The sequence below is a fragment of the Trichococcus alkaliphilus genome (assembly GCF_003008695.1).
Lineage (GTDB): Bacteria > Bacillota > Bacilli > Lactobacillales > Aerococcaceae > Trichococcus > Trichococcus alkaliphilus.
In genome coordinates this window covers 93,980-115,650 of sequence record NZ_PXZT01000004.1, presented here as the reverse complement: position 1 = coordinate 115,650, position 21,671 = coordinate 93,980, and the positions used below count along the sequence as shown (strand labels likewise).

Annotated in this window: 20 protein-coding genes; 2 read left to right on the top strand and 18 right to left on the bottom strand. The window is 47.2% G+C overall.

Annotation, left to right across the window (positions count from 1 at the left end; all coding sequences use genetic code 11):
* Window positions 1–302: 302 nt before the first annotated feature.
* Genes C7R73_RS05320 through C7R73_RS05300 form a run of 5 tightly spaced genes read right to left on the bottom strand, consistent with a single transcriptional unit; the run spans window position 303 to window position 3,500 of the window.
* Window positions 303–752: a precorrin-2 dehydrogenase/sirohydrochlorin ferrochelatase family protein gene (locus tag C7R73_RS05320; protein WP_106449487.1), complete on the bottom strand. Its 450-nt coding sequence runs from the start codon at window positions 750–752 to the stop codon at window positions 303–305.
* On the bottom strand, window positions 740–1,429 hold the full coding sequence (locus C7R73_RS05315; protein ID WP_106449486.1) for a sirohydrochlorin chelatase: 690 nt from the start codon (window positions 1,427–1,429) through the stop codon (window positions 740–742). The genes C7R73_RS05320 and C7R73_RS05315 overlap by 13 nt, the downstream gene beginning before the upstream one ends.
* Before the next feature lie 10 nt (window positions 1,430–1,439).
* A complete protein-coding gene (locus tag C7R73_RS05310) occupies window positions 1,440–2,072 on the bottom strand; it encodes a response regulator (protein ID WP_106449485.1) in 633 nt (210 codons plus the stop codon).
* The gene (locus tag C7R73_RS05305; RefSeq protein ID WP_106449484.1) at window positions 2,069–3,061 is read right to left on the bottom strand and encodes a sensor histidine kinase; all 993 of its coding nucleotides are present in this window, start codon (window positions 3,059–3,061) and stop codon (window positions 2,069–2,071) included. Before C7R73_RS05305 ends, C7R73_RS05310 begins: the two co-directional genes overlap by 4 nt.
* Window positions 3,054–3,500 carry a GAF domain-containing protein gene (locus tag C7R73_RS05300; RefSeq protein WP_106449483.1) on the bottom strand — a complete coding sequence of 149 codons (447 nt, stop codon included), beginning with the start codon at window positions 3,498–3,500 and terminating at the stop codon, window positions 3,054–3,056. The genes C7R73_RS05305 and C7R73_RS05300 overlap by 8 nt, the downstream gene beginning before the upstream one ends.
* Before the next feature lie 120 nt (window positions 3,501–3,620).
* Here C7R73_RS05300 and C7R73_RS05295 point away from each other — a divergent pair, with 120 nt between their 5' ends.
* Window positions 3,621–5,129 carry an amino acid permease gene (locus C7R73_RS05295; protein ID WP_106449482.1) on the top strand — a complete coding sequence of 503 codons (1,509 nt, stop codon included), beginning with the start codon at window positions 3,621–3,623 and terminating at the stop codon, window positions 5,127–5,129.
* Between the two features lie 121 nt (window positions 5,130–5,250).
* Here C7R73_RS05295 and C7R73_RS05290 read toward each other — a convergent pair whose 3' ends face one another.
* On the bottom strand, window positions 5,251–5,820 hold the full coding sequence (locus C7R73_RS05290; RefSeq protein WP_106449481.1) for an SF0329 family protein: 570 nt from the start codon (window positions 5,818–5,820) through the stop codon (window positions 5,251–5,253).
* Between the two features lie 352 nt (window positions 5,821–6,172).
* On the opposite strand from C7R73_RS05290, the gene C7R73_RS05285 reads away from it, so the two are divergent.
* Entirely contained in the window at window positions 6,173–6,862 is a 690-nt protein-coding gene (locus C7R73_RS05285; RefSeq protein ID WP_161525865.1) for a C39 family peptidase, read from the top strand.
* Window positions 6,863–6,915: 53 nt separating this feature from the next.
* Here C7R73_RS05285 and C7R73_RS05280 read toward each other — a convergent pair whose 3' ends face one another.
* The 12 genes from C7R73_RS05280 to rseP form a co-directional block, all read right to left on the bottom strand.
* Entirely contained in the window at window positions 6,916–7,566 is a 651-nt protein-coding gene (locus C7R73_RS05280; RefSeq protein ID WP_106449479.1) for an amino acid ABC transporter permease, read from the bottom strand.
* Between the two features lie 13 nt (window positions 7,567–7,579).
* A complete protein-coding gene (locus C7R73_RS05275) occupies window positions 7,580–8,227 on the bottom strand; it encodes an amino acid ABC transporter permease (protein WP_106449478.1) in 648 nt (215 codons plus the stop codon).
* Between the two features lie 12 nt (window positions 8,228–8,239).
* A complete protein-coding gene (locus tag C7R73_RS05270) occupies window positions 8,240–9,040 on the bottom strand; it encodes a transporter substrate-binding domain-containing protein (RefSeq protein ID WP_106449477.1) in 801 nt (266 codons plus the stop codon).
* A gap of 26 nt (window positions 9,041–9,066) precedes the next feature.
* Window positions 9,067–9,795 (bottom strand): amino acid ABC transporter ATP-binding protein, encoded by a 729-nt coding sequence (locus C7R73_RS05265; RefSeq protein WP_106449476.1) that lies wholly within the window; start codon window positions 9,793–9,795, stop codon window positions 9,067–9,069.
* A 689-nt stretch (window positions 9,796–10,484) separates the two neighbouring features.
* On the bottom strand, window positions 10,485–10,841 hold the full coding sequence (gene rbfA / locus C7R73_RS05260) for a 30S ribosome-binding factor RbfA (protein WP_086627880.1): 357 nt from the start codon (window positions 10,839–10,841) through the stop codon (window positions 10,485–10,487).
* 38 nt (window positions 10,842–10,879) lie between these two features.
* Complete coding sequence (infB, locus tag C7R73_RS05255) at window positions 10,880–13,333, bottom strand: translation initiation factor IF-2 (RefSeq protein WP_106449475.1); 2,454 nt, start codon at window positions 13,331–13,333, stop codon at window positions 10,880–10,882.
* A 22-nt stretch (window positions 13,334–13,355) separates the two neighbouring features.
* The gene (locus C7R73_RS05250) at window positions 13,356–13,664 is read right to left on the bottom strand and encodes a L7Ae/L30e/S12e/Gadd45 family ribosomal protein (RefSeq protein WP_086627878.1); all 309 of its coding nucleotides are present in this window, start codon (window positions 13,662–13,664) and stop codon (window positions 13,356–13,358) included.
* On the bottom strand, window positions 13,661–13,945 hold the full coding sequence (gene rnpM, locus C7R73_RS05245; protein WP_106449474.1) for an RNase P modulator RnpM: 285 nt from the start codon (window positions 13,943–13,945) through the stop codon (window positions 13,661–13,663). The genes C7R73_RS05250 and rnpM overlap by 4 nt, the downstream gene beginning before the upstream one ends.
* An 18-nt stretch (window positions 13,946–13,963) precedes the next feature.
* Window positions 13,964–15,265, bottom strand: a complete 1,302-nt coding sequence (gene nusA / locus C7R73_RS05240) for a transcription termination factor NusA (RefSeq protein WP_106449473.1) — start codon at window positions 15,263–15,265, stop codon at window positions 13,964–13,966.
* Window positions 15,266–15,296: 31 nt separating this feature from the next.
* Window positions 15,297–15,770, bottom strand: a complete 474-nt coding sequence (gene rimP, locus C7R73_RS05235) for a ribosome maturation factor RimP (RefSeq protein ID WP_106449472.1) — start codon at window positions 15,768–15,770, stop codon at window positions 15,297–15,299.
* Window positions 15,771–15,940: 170 nt separating this feature from the next.
* Window positions 15,941–20,278, bottom strand: a complete 4,338-nt coding sequence (locus C7R73_RS05230) for a PolC-type DNA polymerase III (protein WP_106449471.1) — start codon at window positions 20,276–20,278, stop codon at window positions 15,941–15,943.
* 82 nt (window positions 20,279–20,360) lie between these two features.
* The gene (rseP, locus tag C7R73_RS05225; RefSeq protein ID WP_106449470.1) at window positions 20,361–21,635 is read right to left on the bottom strand and encodes an RIP metalloprotease RseP; all 1,275 of its coding nucleotides are present in this window, start codon (window positions 21,633–21,635) and stop codon (window positions 20,361–20,363) included.
* Window positions 21,636–21,671 lie beyond the last annotated feature (36 nt).

Genomic DNA, 21,671 nt, shown 5'->3' with positions numbered 1-21,671 from the left:
GAATGCCATATTTTGGACAAAAACGTTGTGCGCGGATGCAACGGAGAAAGCAAAGGAGAGCATACAACGGAGAATCTGCCTCCGGTCCGAGTTGCCCAACTCCGGTCAAGGCAATCTGGCCGGAGTTACGGCTGCTTTCACCATGCTCAGCTCCGATTAAGCAGCCTTCTCCGGAGGACAGCACGTAAAAGCGCCGTTATCTCCGGCGAAGGGGCGCTCGTCGGAGTTCCGGTATAGAACCACCTGTTTTCCCGTGGTCATCCCCGCTTCGCAACTCCACCCGCAACAAAAAAACTCAAGCACTAGGCTTGAGTCGGATTTATTTTTTCGGCTATTTCATGAAGCAAACGTTTGGCTTTCCGCGGATCGTTCCCGAAAGTGGAGACAGCCACGAGATAGTCATCCTGGCGCAGCGTCGCGAGATTGATGAAGTCGCTGTTGCTGCGGTCGGTTGTGTCGTTCAGGAACTGATGCGGACCGACCTCCGACCTTATCGCTTTGTTTGTATCCGGATCATCCGTACAGATAAAGATGAAGGTTGCATCATCAAGATCGCCGGATTTGTATGCCCGCCTGACCAGTAATGCTTTGCCGCTTTCAGCCCACTCCAGGATTTCCTGACTTACGGCAGGAGCGATGACGGTCGGCTGGGCACCGCAAAGGAGCAATTCCTTCAGTTTCCGCGTCGCGATCTTGCCGCCGCCGACCACCACGACTTTCCGTTTGCTGATGTCGACCATCATCGGATACATCCGGTATCCTCCAACCGTTCCTTAAGGGCTTTATGGACGGCTTCTGCATCGAGCAATTGTTCCAGCAACACATCCTGAGGTCGATTTTTTTCGAACCAGCATCCTATTTTTTGGGCCAAGTATCCATCTGTAAAGAACAGCCGTTGCACGATGTAGGGCTGTGCTCCGGAAATCGCCTGATAGTGCGGGTCACCAAGATGGTTTGAAGCGAAGACTTCGCGCCCCAAATCGGAACTTAAAGCGGCAGCAATCCTTTCCAATTGTTCGCCTGGTTCAGGATAATGGGTCGTGCCGTGCGCGACCAACATAACGGGCAACGTCGGGTGGCTCGCTGCTGCTTCCTGCAAACGGTCTTTCAACCAGTCATAGATCGCTTTCGTCGTACCAATCGTCCTGCATATTTCAAACGGAACAGCGGCGCATGCCTGCATACGCTGCGGGATATCCTCCCGGGCGTGTGTGGCCGGAAAAAGCAGCACAGGAACGACAATGATTTTGTCCACCGTTTGTTTTTCCAACTCCTTGACCGCGTCCTCCATCGTCTGTTGTTGGCCCTCCAGCATACCGATCGCTTGGGGAAAGTCCAAAGTGTCACTGAAATCTTGGACGATATTGGATAGTTTTTGCGGGATGCTGGTTTTTCTGCCGTGAAGCACGTACATGATTCCTATTTTCATCTTATTCCTCCTAGAAATCGACCAGATGATTTTTCACACTATAACGCAAAAGATCGGCATAGCTGTCGACCTTCAGTTTTTTTCTGATGTTCGCTTTATGCACCTCTACCGTTTTGACGGAAATGTACAGTTTTTCGGCTATTTCCCGATTGTTGTGCCCTAAAGCGACGAGCGGAAGGACTTCTTTTTCCCGTTTTGAAAGACTGTCATAAAGACTGTCTCCCTCAAACGTATCCAACTCATCCAACTTGTCGCTTGGATAACCACTGTAATAACGTTGATTGGCATTGACTTTCCGGATGCCGTCCAGCAAGATGTCGTCGGTTGTGCTTTTGAGGATGAAACCATCGGCTCCTGCATTCAAAGCTTCCCGGACGTAACTTTCCTCATCATGCATCGTCAAGACGATCACTTTGACATCCGGATGCGTTTCTTTGATCCGGCGCGTTGTATGCAAACCGTTTTCCCCGGGAGGCATACTGATGTCCATCAGCACCAAGTCGGCCTGCGTATTTTCAAGCTTCATGAAAACTTCGTTGCCGTCTGCGGCGTCCCCGACGACCTCCATGTCCGGTTGCGCATTCAACATGAAGGTCAGCGCGTTGCGCACCAGTGCATGATCGTCCGCAATAATGATTTTCATGCCAAGCCCTCCTTATAAGGCACGATCAATGTGATGCGTGTCCCTTTTTCTATACCTGTATCGACTTCCATTTTCCCGCCTACAGAGTGGGCGCGTTCCCGCAAATTCAGCAGACCGAATCCGAGATGATAAGGATCGTAGATGAATCCTTTTCCTTCGTCCGCTATCGTAACGCGCAGTTCATCTTGTTCAAAATCAACGGTGATGGTAGCTTCATTTTCTCCGGAATATTTCAAAACATTCGAGATTGCCTCTTGAATACTGCGGTAGATGACGACATTCCCTCGGCTGGTGAGAGCGTTCCGCTCTCCTTCAACGATAACATGGATGATGAATCCTGTCATTTCCATCGTCTGTTCAACAAACTGGTTGATTGCCGGGATAAGCCCGACATCATCGAGAATGCTCGGACGCAATTCGGTAGCCAAACTCTTGATTTCCAAAAGCACGTCCGCAAAATGCCTATCGATCGCCTGGAGCTTCTGTTGATGGTCCTCAACCGGTGTCCACTTCAGCCCTCTCGTTTCAAGCATCAAGCTGTAGATGCTCTGAGCGATCCCATCATGGAGTTCGCGCGCAATCCTTTTTTGCTCACTCTCGCGGGCTTCGTTCAAGTAGGTCAACATGCTTTTCCCCTCTGATTCGAAGGGCTTATCGATATAGCGGATCTCCAGAATCCAGTTGTGTTCCCTTTTCACAAGTTTCCCGAAAAATTCATAGGACACCCCGTCGCGGCCCATAAAAGTGATCGGGAACCCATCCGAAGCCGCCCATTTATTCTCGAGCGGACAATTTTTGCATGCTGTTTTATCGGTATGGAAAGCACAACAAGTTCCTTTGGCTACCTGAACCGCATATTCCATTGAAATTACATAATCTTTCTCGAACTTTTCTGCCTGTGCATTCTTGTCGATTACAGTATAATCAGCATCCAAGAGCCAAGTCGGTTGGGGCAAAATTTGTGGAATGCGTTCAATCGAATCAGTCATTTTTATGCCGCCCTTCTTCCAATAGGGCCGATAAGACTGGCAATGCTGCGTAGACAGCAGTCACGTCTGGAACATCAGTACCAATCGGTTTGCGGTATCCCAGCAACAAAACCGCACGGATGATGCCGTTCTTCATTATCGGGATGCCGATTGTCATATCGAGGTGCTCTAGCCTTGCGATTGGATACTTTAAAAGATTTTGACTGTCTGATTGAATATCAGTGGCGCGTTGTTCCCTGCCTGTGCGCCAAACTTCACCAGCGATGCCCTTGCCGATCCGTAAGCGAATGGATTTGTAGTGATCACTTGTGTTTCCGGCTACATGCGTCCAGCGCAATTCGGTCTGTTGGCAGGGTGGGGCAACATCCTGGGCCAAACCCAAAAAATCCGCCTGCCATTCCTTTCTTTGCTCTTCCAACCAAACATCCATTTGTGACATTGTTCACTACTCCAATTCCCTATATTTTTCGAAATCTATGGATTTCTGTTGCCCTTTATCCAAAAAGTTACTATGATGATACCAATTGTTGGAAGTAAATTATTTACTAAGGAGTTTATTATGAAACAAATCAAAAGTCTATCATTTTTCAATCTGATTCTGATCATCGTCATGACAGTATACTCTTTTTCAAGTATGTCGTCCTCTTTTTTCATGATGGGTCTGAAAGCATTCCCTTGGTTTTTGATCAGCGCGTTTTTTTATTTTATCCCTTATGCCCTTATTGTATCAGAATATACGCGCACCTATTCGAATCGCACAGGCGGCATTTATGATTGGCTGAAAGATGCTTTCTCGCCGCGAATCGCTTTCATTACCGCTTTTCTTTGGTACTGCAGCTACTTCACTTGGATCATCAGCCTGTTCATGAAATTATTGATTCCTTTCACGATCATGCTTTTCGGGCGGGACTTGACTTCCGCTGAGCAATGGTTCGGGATCGATACAGCATACTGGATCATGGTGCTCTCGCTCTTCGCCGTATTTTGCATGACTTGGGTGATCAACCGTGGACACCAAGCCGTCTTTTCATTCCTGAAGACGAGCAGCTATGCAATGGTCGGTCTGCTGCTTATTTCCGGAATCGGCAATCTGTTGCTGATGGTGAACAATCCGCAGCTCATCATGCAGAACATGCAACAAAGCCTGGCTGCCCCGAGTTTCTTCAAGGGAACCAGTGACTCGTTCCTTTCGCAGTTGCCCTTCTTTATTTTCGCCATCACCGCATTCGGCGGGCTCGACACAATCGCCAGCCTGGTGGACAAATCCGGCGAACAAAGAAAGAAATTTCCGAAAGCGTTGATCATCAGTGCCGTGATCATCGTCGTCCTCTATTTCGGTGGCATCATGCTTTGGAGCGGCGCAAATAACCTGAATGTGCTACGCGAAACCGATCAATTCCACCTCGGAAATCTGATGTACGGTTTGATGGGTAGCCTGGCCAATAACATCAGCATTTCATTCGGTCTGTCCGCAGCCGCTCAGATGTTCCTTTATCAAGCGTTCATACGCTATACTGCCTTTACCTTGTTCGTAGCCTATATCGGGTTGTTGTCTTCGATCACCTACACCCCGTTAAAAAGTTTGATCCAAGGAACGCCAAAGGAAATCTGGCCGCAATTCCTGACAAAAATCAATCAGAAAGAAATGCCGCAAACGGCGCTATGGATCCAAGCCGCAGTCGTTTCTGTCTGCATCATAGGATTATCTTTAAATAGTACCATTTTAGGCGCATTATTCAATCAATTAACCTATATGACAAATGTAGCCCGCGCCATTCCGTATTTCGTCGTAGCCGCAAGTTATCCGTTCTATCGCATCAAGAACCCTGGATTGCTGAAGCATTCACTGATTGCTTCGCACTGGCAAGGGTACCTTTGCTCGCTGAGCGTCTGCACGGCTACCTTGATCGCCATCACCTTCCAAGTCTATCAGCCATTCCAGACCGGAGAATATGTCCAAGCCTTTTTGCTGATCATTGGACCGATTCTCTTCGGGCTTCTCGGCAGCAGCATTTATCAAAGGTTCGAAAAGAAACGGGCACAATTTTCGCTTGAAAATAATTTATAAAAGTTACTTTTAGACGCAAAAAACGGAACCGCTCAGGCCATTCACCTGAGCGGTTCCGTTTTTGCGTCTGACAGCCTTTTTTTCGATGGCATGCACGGGATATTGGATTCTCCAGCTGACGCTACATAGCGCTGCGCCTTAACCCATAGAAGTATTGCACAATCGGATGCTTCATTTTCACTGATTTTTCCATATCCATGATCCGCTTTTTGCCGACGCGCCTGTCCAGCAAGGCCAAGCAGTTCAACAGGATGTCATTGCTCGCGAGGCTTTCTTCGATGGGTTGGCTCAGAAACGCATTAGCGGTTTTGTAGAAATCGGCTTTGCCTAAGGCCACTTGGGCGGCCATCGTTCCCTTGGCATAGGTCAACAGTTTGCGGTCGTTCGCAATCACTGCCAACCGTTCTTCCGGCACTTTTCCGCCGGTTTCTTTCCTGATTTGTTCAATTTCATCTTCTCTTAGCGGAATCATGACGGCGGGATCATTCTTGATATCCTGTTCCGAGAGGAACCACCTTATTCCTGTGCTTCCATCCTTCATGTTGAAGATTTTTTTATTGTCCACGGCTATGCAGCACTGACCGTTTTTATCGGGTGAAAAGCGATAGCTGGTGGATAGATACTCCACTCTGCCGACTAACGCAGGCGCGAGGAAGTTCTCCAACTGCGGTTTCATTTTACTCCAAATCATAATATCCTCCATCAGACAGCATTTTTGCTGTCCATTCATCTTAAAACTGATTTCTTTCATTATGAACAAACAAGCTAGGATTGGTCAACCCTTTTTATAAATGCGAATCGTCCGGTTATTGAGCTGAGCACATCCTGCGGTCGACAAGCACGATGCCCTTGGTTCTCACGGTGTGCATCGGGACGTTTCAATCGTCCTGGACTGCGGAATATGCTAAAATGTAAGCGTAAAGCATATGCTTAAGCGCAGCCAGCCATGCCGGATAAGGAGGATCATGATGAAAAGGGGCAGGCTCAACATAACGCTGTTTTCTGGCATTTTACTCGGTTTGATACCACTGAGTCTCATTCACATGGAACCTGATGAAGCCGAACCAGAGACCGCAGAATCCGGGATGATTTTGCAATCCAGACCTTCTGCGTCTGTGCGGCTGGATGTGCCACTCCTGAATCAGCTGGATCCGCCGGCCCTGTTGCTAGGCTGCGAAGTCACCTCGCTTGCTATGATCCTACAGTACAACGGGATCATGGTCACGAAAAACGAGCTCGCTGACCGGCTTCCAGTCGTTCCGATCTACTATGAAAATGGGTTGCAAGGCAACCCGAATCAGGGTTTTGTCGGCGATGTGACCGGAGCTGATTATGGTTTTTGCGTCTACCATGGCCCCATCGCGGCCTTGGCATCCGAATACATCCCATCCGATCGCGTGGAGGATATCAGCGGACAGGCCTTTGATTTTGTCATCGCGGCCTTAGACCAAGGCTATCCCGTTTGGGTCGTCACGACGACCACCTTCATGATCGATGACGCATTGGAGGTGTGGCAAACGCCTACGGGTCCGGTCAACATCAGCTACATCATGCACAGCGTTGCGGTCGTTGGATACGACGACAATAATCTTTATATCAACAATCCATACGGTCAAAAGGACCAGAAAATCGGTCGTCTGCACTTTATCCTGGCATGGGAACAGATGGGCAAACAAGCAATCTACATTACCGCTAGGACGCCCAATCAGATTGAAATGCAGACAAAAGAATAGGATTCCGGTTTTATCCCGGAACCCTATTCTTTTCATTTTTTCACCACGCAGGATCAATAATCGACTTCAAAGCGTTTGGAAGCCTTCGAAAGCGTGTGGCAAATGACCCAGTACAGGAAAGCCATGATGACATACATCGGCAATACATAGGCCGAATCCATCGAATAGATGATCTTTGAGCGGTAAGTCAGCTCCGAAAACGAGATGATCGTCGTCAGGGAGGTATCCTTGATCAAAGAAATGAATTGCGACACCAGAGACGGAACCATCGAACGGACGCCTTGCGGTATGATGATGTGCCGCATCGTTTCGGCAAAAGTGAACCCAGTGGAAAGCCCCGCTTCCATTTGACCCACTGCGACAGATTTTAGCCCGGCGCGTACGATTTCTGCAATCATGCATGACTCGAACACCACGAAGGCGATCAAGGCCGCTCCAAAGGCACTAAAACGATAGCCTAACTGCGGAAAACCAAAATAAAAGACCACGATAATCAAGAGCAACGGCACGCTGCGGATGACATCCATTAGGAAGCCGAGACCATTAGACACGACCGGAACCTTCATGTAACGGACGATCCCGAGGCCTAAGCCGATGATGAAGCTGATGGCGATGGCCAGCACAGAGAAAGAAAGTGTGCTCCCCACGCCCTTCATCAGATAAATAAAATTGCCATTTGATAAGGCACCTGTTATATCAAACATCTTAATTGTCCCCCTAAGCCATTTCCATTTTTTGTTCAATATGCGCCATCAGATAATTCAAAGGCAGCGTGATGATCACATAGAACATGCTGATGACCAGATAGGAGCCCATCATGTTGAATGTTTCGCCTGCGATCAGGTCTCCGTAGTACATCAAATCCATACCGGCCACGAAGCCTAAAACCGAGGAATCCTTCACCAATGTAATGAATTGATTCCCTAATGGCGGGATGACGATTTTGAATGCTTGCGGCAGCACGATATGGTACATCGTTTCCCAATAGGAGAAGCCTGAAGCCAGACCCGCTTCCAATTGGCCGGCCGGTACCGCTTGGATGCCTGTCCTAACGATTTCCGCGATGAATGAAGTCGAGTAGATGATCAGGCCGATCGCTCCTGCGATCATTCCGTTCACTTTGATGTCCAAAGCCATCGGAATGGCAATGTAGAAAAACATGGTGATGACAAGCAGCGGAATATTCTTGAAGCATTCCACGTAATAGCCGCTAATTTTATTCAATGCCTTGTTTTTTGCAACGTGGAACATGGCTAAAATGGTTCCGAAAAGCAAACTCAGCAGCATCGAAATCATACTGATGGCCAAAGTGTGCCAAAAAGCTGTTAGTAATGTACTATAATGCCCCGTTAATATTTCAATCATTTCCCGCACTCCTTAGTAATAGTCGCCGAACCACTTATCTTCGATTTCCGCTAAAGTGCCGTTTTCTCGAATGATTGCGATTGCTTCGTTTAATGCTTCCCGGAATTCGTCTTCATCCTCATTGAGCGCGATTCCGTATGGTTCATCGGTGATTCTTCCGCCGGCAAATCGGAAACCGGACGTTTTCGACATCATACCCATCAAAACGACATTGTCGGATGTGTAGGCATCCGCTTGGCCTGCAATCAAAGTCGTAAAGGCTTCGGATTCGGTATCATATTCCCTTGTCGGCGCTTGCGGAGCAATCGTCTTCATGTTGATCATCATCGTTGTCCCTTTTGCTCCTGCGACAATCGTGTCGGCAGTCAAATCATCGATCCCTTGGATTTCGCTGTCCTCCGGCACAATCAAGGCTTGACCGCCGATATAATAGGAATCCGTAAAATCCACTTGCTTTTCTCTTTCTTCTGTAATCGTCATCGTGCTGATGACGGCATCCGCTATGTTGTTCTTCACAAATGCTACCCGATTCTGACTCGATACCTCAACAAAAACCGCATTTTCAGCAGATCCCGTAATCACTTCAGTCAATGCGCGCGCAACATCCGAATCATACCCGGCCACATCACCTGTCTCTACATTCAACTGCCCGACCAAGGGTGTGGTAACGTTGGTGGCCCAGACAATTTTCTTGTCCCCGCTTTCTATGCGCTCCATCACGCTTTTTTCCGAAACTTTCATGCAGCCGCTCATCAGAAGCAGCGCTGACAGCGCACTTGTCAAAAGCGCTATTTTCTTCGTTACTTTCATCATACCATGCTCCTTACTTTCGACTTTGATTAGTGGTTGATAACCTTGCTGAGGAACTGCTTGGCTCGCTCATCTTGAGGATCCAGGAAAAAGGACTCGCTCGGGCGGTCTTCCAGGATTTCGCCATCTGACATGAACAAAGTGCGGTCGGAAACCTCGCGCGCAAAGCCCATCTCATGGGTCACCACAATCATCGTCATGCCCTCTTTGGCAAGGTCCGACATGACCTTCAATACCTCGCCGATCGTTTCAGGATCCAGTGCAGAAGTCGGTTCATCAAACAGCAGCACCTTCGGATTCATTGCCAAACCGCGCGCAATCGCGACACGCTGTTTCTGGCCGCCGGACAGCTGATTCGGGTACATGTTCTTTTTATCCAACAGCTGCACTTTGTCCAAAAGTCTTTCGGCCTGCTCCACTGCTTCTGCTTTCGATTTCTTCAACTTGAAGATCGGAGCCAAAGTGATATTTTCCAACACTGTTTTATGCGGATATAAATTGAAATGCTGGAACACCATGCCGACCTCCTGACGGATCAGGTTGATGTTGGTGTTTTTATCGTGGATGTTAACCCCTTCGATCAACAATTCGCCTTCGGATATTTCCTCCAATCCATTGATGCAACGGATCAAGGTACTTTTACCGGAACCGGATGGACCGAGTATGACGGTCACTTCTCCTTGATTAAACTTGACATTGATATTTTTCAAAGCGTGGAAACTGCCGTAATACTTATTGACATTCTTAAATTCGATCATTTTTTGGATCTCCCCATTGTGTAATATTTAACTTTTATTAAAGCAAAGTTAGAAACAAATTACAATAGCAATTCCTTAATGTTAATTCGATTATTCACAAAATAATTCGTATATAGCGCTTCCATTATTTGTTTACGACATTTTTACTTAGCATCATTCGCAATTCGTCCGATACTATAAAGCGGATTGAGTAAGTGGATGATTTGAGAACAGCTGGTTTTATGGCAGTTTAGCCACTTAATGATTAGAAAATCCCAACCAATCAGTTAGCTTCCCGCAATCTGGAGCTGTCCTGTATAAATTTATTTTAATGTTGCCATATAATTCTTTTGTCTTTTTCGTTTTATGATAGTACGGTTAGAATATAATTGGAATATGATGATATCAAAAGGAGGAACTGAATCGTGGTGCCGAAAGAGCATTAACAGGCGATGTTGCATGCCTCGCAAATTGGAATCTGGTTTACGATTCTCCATAACATGTTATACGCCCAAACGCGAAAAGCCACTAAATTTGACCCGTAAGCATTTATAGTCAATAAACGCACTCTAAGGCAATCGGAGTGCAAAAATGAAATATAGGCAATTTTATTCGTCTTTAAGTGCTGATTTGAGATCATTATGTAAAAAAGACAGCCACAATGATCGCAATGATCATTGTGGCTGTCTTTTTGTACGCAGATATGAAATCTATTTTTTTTCGTCCTCGTGCATTTTGCGGATCAATTCATCGATCTTGCTGCCGTAAGCCACCGATTCATCTCGTTTAAAGATCAATTCTGGTGTCTTGTAAAGGGTCAGACGCGTTCCAAGTTCCTTGCGGACAAGGCCAGTAGCCTTATCCAATCCTAGTTGCGTTTTTTCACGATCGCTTGCAAGTTCCGACAATGTGCTGTAATAGATGGTTGCTTGCTGCAAGTCACCGGTGATTTCCACATCAGTGATGTTTACGTTCGCAACACGCGGATCTTTTACACGCTTAGCCAGGATATCATTCACTTCGCGTTGTATTTCTTGTTTGATTCTTCCTGCTCTGAAATTAGCCATTTCGGTTCACCTCTCACTAGTTCGATTGCTGTGGCGCTTTATTTCTTGATTTCAACCATATGGTACGCTTCGATGACATCATCGATGCGGATATCGTTGTAATCTTCGATCATTACACCACATTCGAAGCCTTTTTTAACTTCTTTGGCATCATCCTTGAATCGTTTCAAGCTGGCAAGTTTGCCGTCGAAAATGACGATGTTGTCGCGGATGATACGGATACTGCTGTTTCTTCCGATGTAGCCATCCGTTACGAAAGCTCCACCGATTGTGCCGACTTTAGAAACTTTATAGGTCTCACGGATAAGCGCTTGACCGGTTACTTGCTCTTCGAATTCAGGATCCAGCATGCCCTTCATCGCTGTTTCGATTTCATCGATGGCATTGTAGATGATACGGTGCAGACGGATGTCCACATTTTCACTGTCCGCTTGAATCTTCGCTTGAGGAGTCGGACGGACGTTGAATCCGATCATGATCGCGTTGCTGGCTGCCGCTAAAGTAACGTCACTCTCGTTGATTGCGCCTGCTGCCGAGTGAACGATCTTGACGCGGACACCTTCGACCTCGATTTTTTGTAAGCTTGCAGCCAAGGCTTCAACTGAACCTTGCACGTCAGCCTTGATGATGACATTGACGTCTTTAAGTTCTCCGTCTTTCAAGCTGGAGAACAAGTTGTCCAAAGTCACGCGATTCTGCGTTGAACGTTGCTCCATAAGAGCCCGTTTCGCACGTTCTTCACCGGCTTGACGCGCTGTCTTCTCATCTTCAAAGACAACAAAGTGATCCCCTGCTTGCGGTGCTGCATTCAAACCTGTGATTTCGACTGGCATTGCAGGTCCAGCCGTTTTCACGCGTCTGCCTTGATCGTTGGTCATTACGCGGACACGACCATGCGTATTACCGACAACGATCGGATCGCCGATTTTCAAAGTACCTGACTGCACCAAGACGGTAGCGATCGGTCCTTTTGATTTATCCAAACGGGCTTCGATTACGGAACCGATCGCTAAACGATTCGGATTAGCTTTCAATTCCTGGACCTCAGCAACCAACAAGATCATTTCCAACAATTCATCGATCCCTTGACCGAATTTAGCTGAGATGTTGACGAAAATCGTTTCGCCGCCCCAAGCTTCCGGAACCAAACCTTGATCGGATAATTCCTGCATAACGCGATCTGGATTTGCTGTTGGTTTGTCGATTTTGTTTACGGCAACGATGATGGGAACATCAGCCGCTTTTGCGTGGCTGATAGCTTCGATTGTCTGTGGCATCACACCGTCATCAGCTGCGACAACGATGATCGTGATATCTGTGACATCCGCTCCGCGGGCACGCATCGTCGTAAAGGCAGCATGTCCTGGTGTATCCAAAAACGTGATCGGCTTGCCATCGATTTTGACTTGATATGCACCGATATGCTGCGTGATTCCGCCTGCTTCGGTTTGGATTACGTTCGTGTTGCGCAGTGAATCCAAAAGCGTCGTTTTTCCGTGATCGACGTGACCCATGATAGTGACAACTGGAGGTCTTGAAACTAATTCTTCCGGATTTTCTTCGATTTCGAAATAGCTATCCAAATCGGAAATATCCTGAACAATTTTTTCTTCGGCTTCGATGCCATAATCAGTAGCCAGCAATTCCAAAGCATCTTTTCCTAATGCTTGGTTTTGAGTGACCATGATACCCATCAGGAATAACTTTTTGATGATTTCAGCTGGTTCACGGTGCAGTTTTTTGGCAACTTCCATTACATTCATACCGTCTGTATAGACGAATGTTTCCGGTAACTCGCGGAATTTGCGTGGTGGTACTGCCGGGCCTTGCTTGGTCGTACCTTTTTTGAATTTTGAGCGTTTGTTTTTGTTGTAGGGATTGTTGCCTCTCCCTTGATTTCCTTGACTGCGCGGATTGGAACCGCCTGAATTTTGACCGTATGATGGACGGTTTGATTTGGCTGGCGCATTGGTAGTGGTATTCGTGTTTGCAGTTTTCTGCACTGGTTTGTCATTTGATTTGTTTGGCGAAACAGAGTCAACTCGATTCATTTTAGTATTTGGACGATTTTGTCCAGCTTGGCTTGTGGCTTGCGCCGGCCTATTTGTATTCTTTTCTGCAGTATTTCTTGTTTGTCCTTTATTTTCGGAACCGTTTTTTTGATTCGGAGAAGGATTCGATGGTTTATTTTTCATGTCTGTGTTTTTCCTCAGTTCACTCTTATCAGTAGGTTTATGTATTCCGGTTGCAGGCGCCTTTTTGTTGTCTGCTGGTTGCTTTTTCTGTGGCGCATTGGATTGCGGTGCACTTGGCTTGGCAACCTGATTCCCAGCAGTGGAAGAGATGGATTGGTTCAACTTTTTGATGTCTCCGTCTTCCATGGTTGACATATGGCTATGATAATCGATCCCCAATTGTTTTGCTTTATCCAACACCGTTTTGCTGGATATCTTGTGTTCGTTTGCATACTCGTAGACACGTTTTTTTTCCATGTCATCACCTTCCCTTATCTCATTACTTTGTTCCTTTCAGCCGCATGAAACTTTTGGCGAATCCTCTATCTGTCAAGGCGCAAATGGAACGGGACTTGCCTATTGCTTGACTGATTTGTTCCGAAGTGAAATGCACCAGGAACGGGACTTCATAATAGCGGCATTTGTTTTCTAATTTTTCTTTGGTGTTATCGCTGCAGTCCGTCGCACAGAGGACGAAGACTGCTTCATTTTTTTGGATGGACTTGATGGTCATTTCTTCACCTGTGATCAGTTTGCCGGCGCGCAATGCCAATCCCAGCAAATTCAACATCTTATCTTCAGGTGTCATAATAAGCTCCTTGCTTTTTGGTGTTCGACATAATCGAACAATTCCTGATAGAACGCATCACTGATTGCGGTCTCGAGGTGTTTGTCCAAAATATGTTGCTTCCAAGCCTTCTGAACCAATGCAGGTTCCAGAGACACATAGGCTCCACGGCCATTCATGCGGCCGGTAGGGTCAATGGCGATTTCACCCGCTTGATTTTTTACGATTCGGACTAATTCTTTTTTTGGTTTCATCTCATTGGAGACGACGCATTTCCTCATCGGAACTTTTCTGGTCTTCATAAACCTTCACCTCACTGATTAGTCTTGATAGTCCTCTGCTAATTCATCATAGCTTTGTTCCGGATCTGTCTCGACTTCCGAGATCAGCTGCTCTACATCTTCAGGATCAAGGATTTTTTCATCGTTTTCGTATTCTTCCGTATAATCCGTTTCGTCCGCTGGAACAGCGATATCTTCAACGACTTCCTCAGCCGTAAATATCTTATCCAAGCCAGCGAAGGAATGAATTGCATCAGCATCTTCTTCATCTGATGCAACTTTTTGAGCACCGGATTCCATCAATAACTTATTATACTCCGTTTCGGACTTGATATCGATTTTATAGCCTGTCAATTTAGCCGCTAAGCGCGCATTTTGACCTTTTTTACCGATTGCCAATGATAGCTGATAATCAGGAACGATGACTGTGCAACTGCCGTCTGCTTGATGGAAATCCACATTCACGACTTGTGCCGGATTCAATGCATTTCCGATGTAGATTGACGGATCTTCATTCCATTCAACGATATCCATATTTTCTCCGCGCAATTCGTTTACGATCGCTTGGACACGCTGGCCTCTTGGTCCTACGCAGGTTCCGACAGGGTCAACGTTCTTATCGCGTGAGCGCACGGCTACTTTTGAACGGTCTCCGGCTTCACGGGCGATCGAAACGATTTCGACTACGCCATCGAAGATTTCAGGAACCTCTTGCTCAAACAAGCGCTTCAGCAAGTCGGGATGACTGCGGCTGACAAAAACTTGCGGCCCTTTTGAAGTGTTTTCGACTTTTGTGATGTACACTTTGATGCGGTCGTGCGGCTGGAACGTTTCATTCGGAATCTGCTCCTGCTTAGACAATACCGCTTCAATTTTCCCAAGGCTGACATAAATGTAACGGCTGTCCATTCTTTCGACGACACCCGTCAAAATGTCATTCTCATATGCGATGAATTGATTGTAGACGATGCTGCGTTCCGCTTCACGGATTCGTTGCATGATGACTTGCTTGGCTGTCTGAGCGGCAATCCGTCCAAAATCTTTGGGAGTGACCTCAAAACGGATCTTATCGCCTAATTCGTATGCTTTGTTGATCTGCAGAGCATCCTCCAGACTCACTTCCAAAGTCGAATCAAACACCATATCGACTACTTCTTTAACAGCGTAGACGTGGATGTCCCCTTTTTTGGTATCGAATTCCACTTCAACGTTTTGGGCCTGACCATAATTACGTTTGTATGCAGACACAAGCGCAGCTTCCAACGCACTGATGACAATCTCTTTTGAAATACCTTTGTCTTTTTCCAACACTTCGAGAGCACTTAACATTTCTTTGCTCATATTATTCGTTCACTCCTATCTCAAAAAATGATTAAAATTGGATAGCCAATCTTGCGTTTGCGATCTGTTTTCTTTCGATTTCGATATCTTTTGTTCTGGTTTTGATTCTGATCGTCAATACGACGGACTCGTCATTTAATTCCTTCAACGTTCCTTCGTAGAACTTCTCACCATCAATCGCCTGATAGAAGGACAGATGCACGTATTTACCGATGGCATTCTGCATATCTGCTTCAGTCTTTAATGGACGCTCTGCGCCTGGTGAGGACACCTCCAGGAAATACGCTTGCGGGATCGGATCCGGGTCGATGGCATCCAAAGCTTCACTGACTTTTTCGCTGATCAATGCACACTCTTCGATATCGATGCCGCCTGGTTTATCTATATAGATTCTGAGAAACCAGTTTTTCCCTTCCTTCAAAAACTCCATATCCACTAATTCTAAATTCTGTTCATCAACTATTGGTTGAACCACTACTCGAACTTCATCTACTACACGACTCACAGAAATCCTCCTTTATCAATCCTACACCACTGTCATACATTGGCTGACTGCGTAAAAAGAGTGAGCGTTTCCGCTCACTCCATCCGACGACTTATTCTCATATAATCATACACCATTGTGTCAGTAAATGCAAGGACTTACCAATCTAATGGCTTTGGAATAGCCTTCCCCTAAAAATCAAATAAAGAAAGTTGATTTTCGTCAGGCAAGTTTTTCAACACGCCATTTTCATTCATGTAATCGATGATCGTCTTCGAAACTTTCCCTCTAGTGGCCAAGTCCTCTTTGGACAGGAACGGTTGGGCTTCCCTCGCTTGAACGATCTGGTTCGCCACGTTGCCTCCCAATCCCGGGATGGCCCGGAATGGCGCAATCAGCGTATCCCCTTCGATCACAAAATTATTGGCGTGCGATTTATCGAGATCGACCATCTTGAAGGTGAAGCCACGCTCGACCATTTCGTTCGCCAATTCCAATACGGTCAGCAAACTTTTTTCCTTGACCGAAGCTTCCAAACCCTTATCCATGACTTCTTTCATGCGGGTCTTGATCATTTCTTTCCCTTGCGTCATCGCGACCAAATCGAAATCCTGCGCACGCACGGAGAAGAAGGCACAGTAATAACGGATCGGCTGGTGCACTTTGAAATAAGCGACGCGCAAAGCCATCAGTACGTACGCGGCAGCATGGGCTTTCGGGAACATATATTTGATCTTCAGGCACGATTGGATATACCATTCAGGTATTTCCTTGGCCCGCATCTCCGCCTGCCAATCATCAGGGATCCCTTTTCCTTTACGGACACTCTCCATGATTTTGAAGGCCAGACCGTCATCCATACCGTGATGGATCAGATATACCATGATGTCATCACGACAGCCGATAACATCCGCCAACGGGATGTTGTTCTCGCGGATAAGCGTTTCGGCATTGCCCAGATAGACATCGGTCCCATGGGAAAGGCCCGAAATCTGCAGCAACTCCGCAAAGGTGTTCGGACTCGTCTGCTCAAGCATCCCCCGGACAAAGCGCGTCCCAAATTCAGGTATTCCGAGTGTTCCAGTTTTACTGAATATCTGGTCCGGCGTGATACCCAACACCTCGGTGCCGCTGAATATTTTCATGACATCCGGGTCATTGGGCGGAATTGTTTGCGGATCGATCCCGGACAGATCCTGCAGCATCCGGATAACGGTCGGATCATCGTGTCCAAGTATATCCAATTTCAGCACGTTATCATGGATGGAGTGGAAGTCGAAGTGGGTCGTTTTCCACTCAGAATCCTGTGCGTCGGCAGGAAACTGGATAGGCGTAAAATCGTAGACATCCATATAGTCCGGAATGACGATGATACCGCCGGGATGCTGTCCTGTCGTCCGCTTGACGCCTGTGCAGCCTTTTGCCAATCGATCGATTTCCGCTGATGAGAATCTGAAGTTGTGATCCCGCTCATAGGCTTTCACATATCCAAAGGCCGTCTTGTCCGCCACCGTACCTATCGTCCCGGCACGGTAGACATACTCCTCCCCGAAGAGCTCCTTCGTGTAGGCATGGGCATGGGCTTGATATTCCCCTGAGAAGTTCAAATCGATATCGGGTACTTTGTCTCCGTAGAAACCGAGGAACGTTTCGAATGGGATGTCGTGTCCGTCGCGGTCCATGTCTGCTCCGCATTTCGGGCAGTCCTTCTTTTCCAAGTCGTAGCCGGAACCGATCGATCCGTCTTCATAGAAATAGGAATATTTGCATTCCGGACAGCGGTAATGCGGCGGCAAAGGGTTGACTTCCGTTATCCCGGTCATCGTGGCTACAAAACTTGAGCCGACCGAGCCCCGGGACCCTACCAAGTAACCGTCTTGGTTGCTCTTCAGCACCAGTTTTTGTGAAATCAGATAGATGACCGAGAAGCCGTTGCCGATGATCGAGTTGAGTTCTTTCTCCAGCCTCTTTTCGACCAACTCAGGGAGTTCTTCGCCATATAGGCGTTTCGCCTCATCGTAGGAAAGTCGCGTGACTTCCTCATTCGCACCTTCCATGTTGGGTGTATACAATTGATCTTTGATCGGTACGATCACTTCCGTGCTGTCAGCAATTTTCTGGGTATTATAAACAACGATTTCCTTGGCTTTTTCTTTGCCCAGGAATGAGAAGCAGTCCAGCATCTCATCTGTCGTCCGGAAATGGGCTTCCGGCATATGCAGAACTTTCCCTTGGTTCACTTTCAAGGACCCGATCAATATTTCCCGGTAGATGGCGTCCTCCTTGTTCAGATAATGGACATTCCCGGTTGCGACTACCGTCTTGCCCAGCTCATCCCCGATGGCAACGATTTGGGTGATGATCTCCTCCAGGTCGCTTTCATTTTTGACCAATTCCCTCGTGATGAGCGGAGCATAGACTTCTTTCGGCATGACTTCGATGTAGTCATAGAACTTGGCTTTCTCCTTTGCTACCTCTGCCCCTTTTTGCATCATCGCCTCAAAGATCTCGCCTTCGCTGCAGGCAGAACCGATCAACAAGTTTCCCCGGATTGCTTGCAAGACGCTGCGCGGAAGGCGCGGCGTCCGGTAATAATACTCGATATTCGAAGCAGAAATGATTTTGAACAGGTCCTTCAGCCCATCTTGATTTTTTGCCAAAATCGTTGCATGGAATGGCCGTGCCCGTTTGTACGAATCGCCGCCGCCGATGTATTTGTTGAGTTCATCATGAAACAGGATGTTATGCTCTTCCCGCGCTTCCTTCAGGAATATCCAGCAGAGCGCCCCGGTTGTTTCGGAATCATAAACTGCTCGGTGATGCTGTTCCAAGCCGACACCATAGCGTTTCGCTAATGTATTCAAACGATGGGATTTCAATTGTGGATGCAGGAAACGGGACATCTCCAAGGTGTCGATCACCGGATGTGGCGCCTCTGGCATGCCATGGCGTTCATAACTGTTGTTCAGGAAGCCCATGTCAAAACTGGCATTGTGGGCTACGAGAATGGAACCCTCAGAGAATGCCGCAAATTGCTCCAACACCGTTTTTTCCGGTTTGGAGTCGCGTACCATGTCATCGGTAATGCCGGTCAATTGGATGGTCGTCTGCGACAAAGGATGACCCGGATTGATGAACTCTTCGAATGTCTCGATGACATTCCCTTTGTACATTTTTACGGCAGCCAGCTCGATGATCTTGTCGTACACTGCTGATAAGCCAGTCGTTTCCACGTCGAACACGACATAGATGGCTTCGCTGAGATCCTCATGGACCGGATTATAAGCTATCGGAACTCCGTCATCGACAACGTAAGCTTCAATCCCGTACAATATTTTTACGTTGTTCGCCTTTCCGGCGGCATGGGCATCGGGATAGCCTTGCGCGGCGGCATGATCAGTCAGCGCGATGGCTTTGTGACCCCATTTGGCTGCTTGTTTGACAAAATCGCCGATACCGTTTGTGGCATCCATCTGGCTCATATTTGTGTGCAGGTGCAGTTCGACTCTTTTTTCGTCTTCGGGCGCCCGATCTTTCCGTTCCGCATGAGCGACCTCATTGACGTCGCGGCCATTCACAACCAAATCACGCATGAACGTGTCTTCTTGGACACTCCCGCGTACGCGCACCCAGATGCCTTTTTTGACCAGCTCGAAGTTCTGTTCATCTGTTTCATTTGACGAAAACAGCTTCACCGAAAACGAGGAAGTGTAATCCGTCATTTTGAATACGAGCAGTTTCCGGCCGGAGCGCAGTTCCCGGATTTCGCTGTCAAAAATGTAGCCCTCGATGACAACGGAGCGCTCTTCTTCGGTGATCGAAGCCATTTGCTTGATTTCTTCCTTGCCCGATATTTGTCTGCCGATCAGCAAGGGACCGTTGTTGCCACCTTTCGATTGCGAGCCGTCACTTCGTTGTCTGTCCTGTTGGTTTTGTTTGATGGCTTCTTCTGCTTGTTTGACCAACATTTCATCCTGCTCTTGTTTCCTTGCCAGATATTGCGCCATTCTGGCTTCGGACGCTTCCTCGTCCACTTCAATCGTGATTTGGAAACTCGGGAACCCCAAGACCAGATAATTCTGTTGGATCACCGATAAGTAGTTATCCGCCAAATGATTTTTGGTGATCTCATTTTCAACATTGATCACGACTTTGTTGTTCAAGACAACTGGCGTATGTTTGGCAAAAAGCGTCTGGACCAGCGGCGAGGATATGTTGCTGCGCTGGACAACCGTTTCCCAATAATCCAGGATGCTCTCGTTGGTCAGGATCGGTTTCCTTGTTTTGATCTGAAAATCGATTGTGGCGATGGATTGGAATTTTATTTTCATATGGTTCATCAAAGCATTGAACACTTCGAAAGGCAGAACGTTATCAAAAACGAACTGGAATGACCATAATTTGGACTTTTTATGCACAATGACCTGTTCGATTTCCCCGTTTTCAAAATACGGCAGGTATTCCGGCTTGTGATGCAGATTTATCTGTTCCAGCATCTGCTGGAACAATTCATGTTTCGATAATGCCATTTGATCGCTCCTTCTCAACTAACAAACAAAAAGATCCAAAGAATGAGCTTTCCTTTCTTTGAATCTTCTTATTATCTTCCTATCATTGTCCAAAGAAAAATCTTTGGATATCGTTCCAAGTGACGATGACCATCAGCAGGAGCAAAAGCCCCATTCCGATAGCTGTGATGATGCCTTCCTTTTCAGGATCCAGCGGTTTGCCTCTGATTCCTTCCACAACGTTCAACAGCAGTTTCCCGCCATCCAATGCCGGAATCGGCAAAAGATTCACGACACCAAGGTTGATGCTCAAATAGGCCAAGAAACTGAGCACGCTCAGAAAGCCATAATCAACAACTTGCTCCGTTGCCGCATAGATGGCAACAGGCCCGCCGAATGAATCGGCTTGGAAGCCGGTCCTGAACATGGAGAAGACCAATCCGAAGATCGAAGTGGCTATCAACCAGAATTCTTCAAACCCGTAACTGATTTTAGCCATCAAGGTGCGATCCATCGGGGGAGCGACACCGATCAGCCCATAGTCATTGCCTTGTTCATCGGTTTTCGTGTCGGGCGTGACGAGGACATCACGTGCTTCCTGGCCGTCAGTCACGACAGAGAGTGTGATTTCGTTGCCCGGATTGGCTTGGATGGACGCAACCAGTTCTGTCCATTCAGCGATTTCTTCGCCGTTCACAGCCAGGACTACATCATCTGCCCGTAATCCGGCTGCTTCCGCAGGGCTGTCAGGTTGGATTTCACCTAGGCGATTATCGTTGACCGTAACGCCGCCTTGCACGAACGCAATCGTGATGAACACCGCAATACCCAAAATGAAATTATTCATCGGTCCGGCAAAGTTTGTCATCATCCGTTTCAGCAAGGGAGCTGATTGGTATTGCACATCGATAGGAGCAATCTGAAGCTCCGTTCCGTCCGCTTCGATGATTGTCGCATCGCGTTTGACTTCATAGGTAACGGGTTCCGAACTTCCCGGAATGATGCCCTTTATGAAGAGAGCCTGTTCCAGATCAGCTTCCAGTAATTCTATCGGAACAGCGTGCAGATGCTGTTTATTGCTTAAATCTATTTGAGTGACCTGTTGTGCCTCATCCAGGGATATGTTAAGCGGCATACCGGGTTTCAACTCGGTATCCTCGTCCCCGATGCCTGCCATCCGCACATAACCGCCGATAGGCAGCATCCGGATCGTATAGGTCGTTCCGTTTTTGCGATGAGAGAAGATTTTCGGTCCCATGCCGATTGCGAATTCACGAACCAAAATGCCAGCTTTTTTCGCAAAATAGAAATGGCCGAATTCATGGATGATCACTAATATGCTGAATACGATGATGAATGTTATGATTGTCTGAAACATGTAATCCCTCCCTTTCTGTATCTTGCCTTGCTGTTC

Bases quoted from the DNA above. Each gene is read 5' to 3' on its own strand.
- C7R73_RS05320 (WP_106449487.1), bottom strand. From the start codon at position 752: ATGTATCCGATGATGGTCGACATCAGCAAACGGAAAGTCGTGGTGGTC.
- C7R73_RS05315 (WP_106449486.1), bottom strand. From the start codon at position 1,429: ATGAAAATAGGAATCATGTACGTGCTTCACGGCAGAAAAACCAGCATC.
- C7R73_RS05310 (WP_106449485.1), bottom strand. From the start codon at position 2,072: ATGAAAATCATTATTGCGGACGATCATGCACTGGTGCGCAACGCGCTG.
- C7R73_RS05305 (WP_106449484.1), bottom strand. From the start codon at position 3,061: ATGACTGATTCGATTGAACGCATTCCACAAATTTTGCCCCAACCGACT.
- C7R73_RS05300 (WP_106449483.1), bottom strand. From the start codon at position 3,500: ATGTCACAAATGGATGTTTGGTTGGAAGAGCAAAGAAAGGAATGGCAG.
- C7R73_RS05295 (WP_106449482.1), top strand. From the start codon at position 3,621: ATGAAACAAATCAAAAGTCTATCATTTTTCAATCTGATTCTGATCATC.
- C7R73_RS05290 (WP_106449481.1), bottom strand. From the start codon at position 5,820: ATGATTTGGAGTAAAATGAAACCGCAGTTGGAGAACTTCCTCGCGCCT.
- C7R73_RS05285 (WP_161525865.1), top strand. From the start codon at position 6,173: ATGGAACCTGATGAAGCCGAACCAGAGACCGCAGAATCCGGGATGATT.
- C7R73_RS05280 (WP_106449479.1), bottom strand. From the start codon at position 7,566: ATGTTTGATATAACAGGTGCCTTATCAAATGGCAATTTTATTTATCTG.
- C7R73_RS05275 (WP_106449478.1), bottom strand. From the start codon at position 8,227: ATGATTGAAATATTAACGGGGCATTATAGTACATTACTAACAGCTTTT.
- C7R73_RS05270 (WP_106449477.1), bottom strand. From the start codon at position 9,040: ATGATGAAAGTAACGAAGAAAATAGCGCTTTTGACAAGTGCGCTGTCA.
- C7R73_RS05265 (WP_106449476.1), bottom strand. From the start codon at position 9,795: ATGATCGAATTTAAGAATGTCAATAAGTATTACGGCAGTTTCCACGCT.
- rbfA (WP_086627880.1), bottom strand. From the start codon at position 10,841: ATGGCTAATTTCAGAGCAGGAAGAATCAAACAAGAAATACAACGCGAA.
- infB (WP_106449475.1), bottom strand. From the start codon at position 13,333: ATGGAAAAAAAACGTGTCTACGAGTATGCAAACGAACACAAGATATCC.
- C7R73_RS05250 (WP_086627878.1), bottom strand. From the start codon at position 13,664: ATGACACCTGAAGATAAGATGTTGAATTTGCTGGGATTGGCATTGCGC.
- rnpM (WP_106449474.1), bottom strand. From the start codon at position 13,945: ATGAAGACCAGAAAAGTTCCGATGAGGAAATGCGTCGTCTCCAATGAG.
- nusA (WP_106449473.1), bottom strand. From the start codon at position 15,265: ATGAGCAAAGAAATGTTAAGTGCTCTCGAAGTGTTGGAAAAAGACAAA.
- C7R73_RS05230 (WP_106449471.1), bottom strand. From the start codon at position 20,278: ATGGCATTATCGAAACATGAATTGTTCCAGCAGATGCTGGAACAGATA.
- rseP (WP_106449470.1), bottom strand. From the start codon at position 21,635: ATGTTTCAGACAATCATAACATTCATCATCGTATTCAGCATATTAGTG.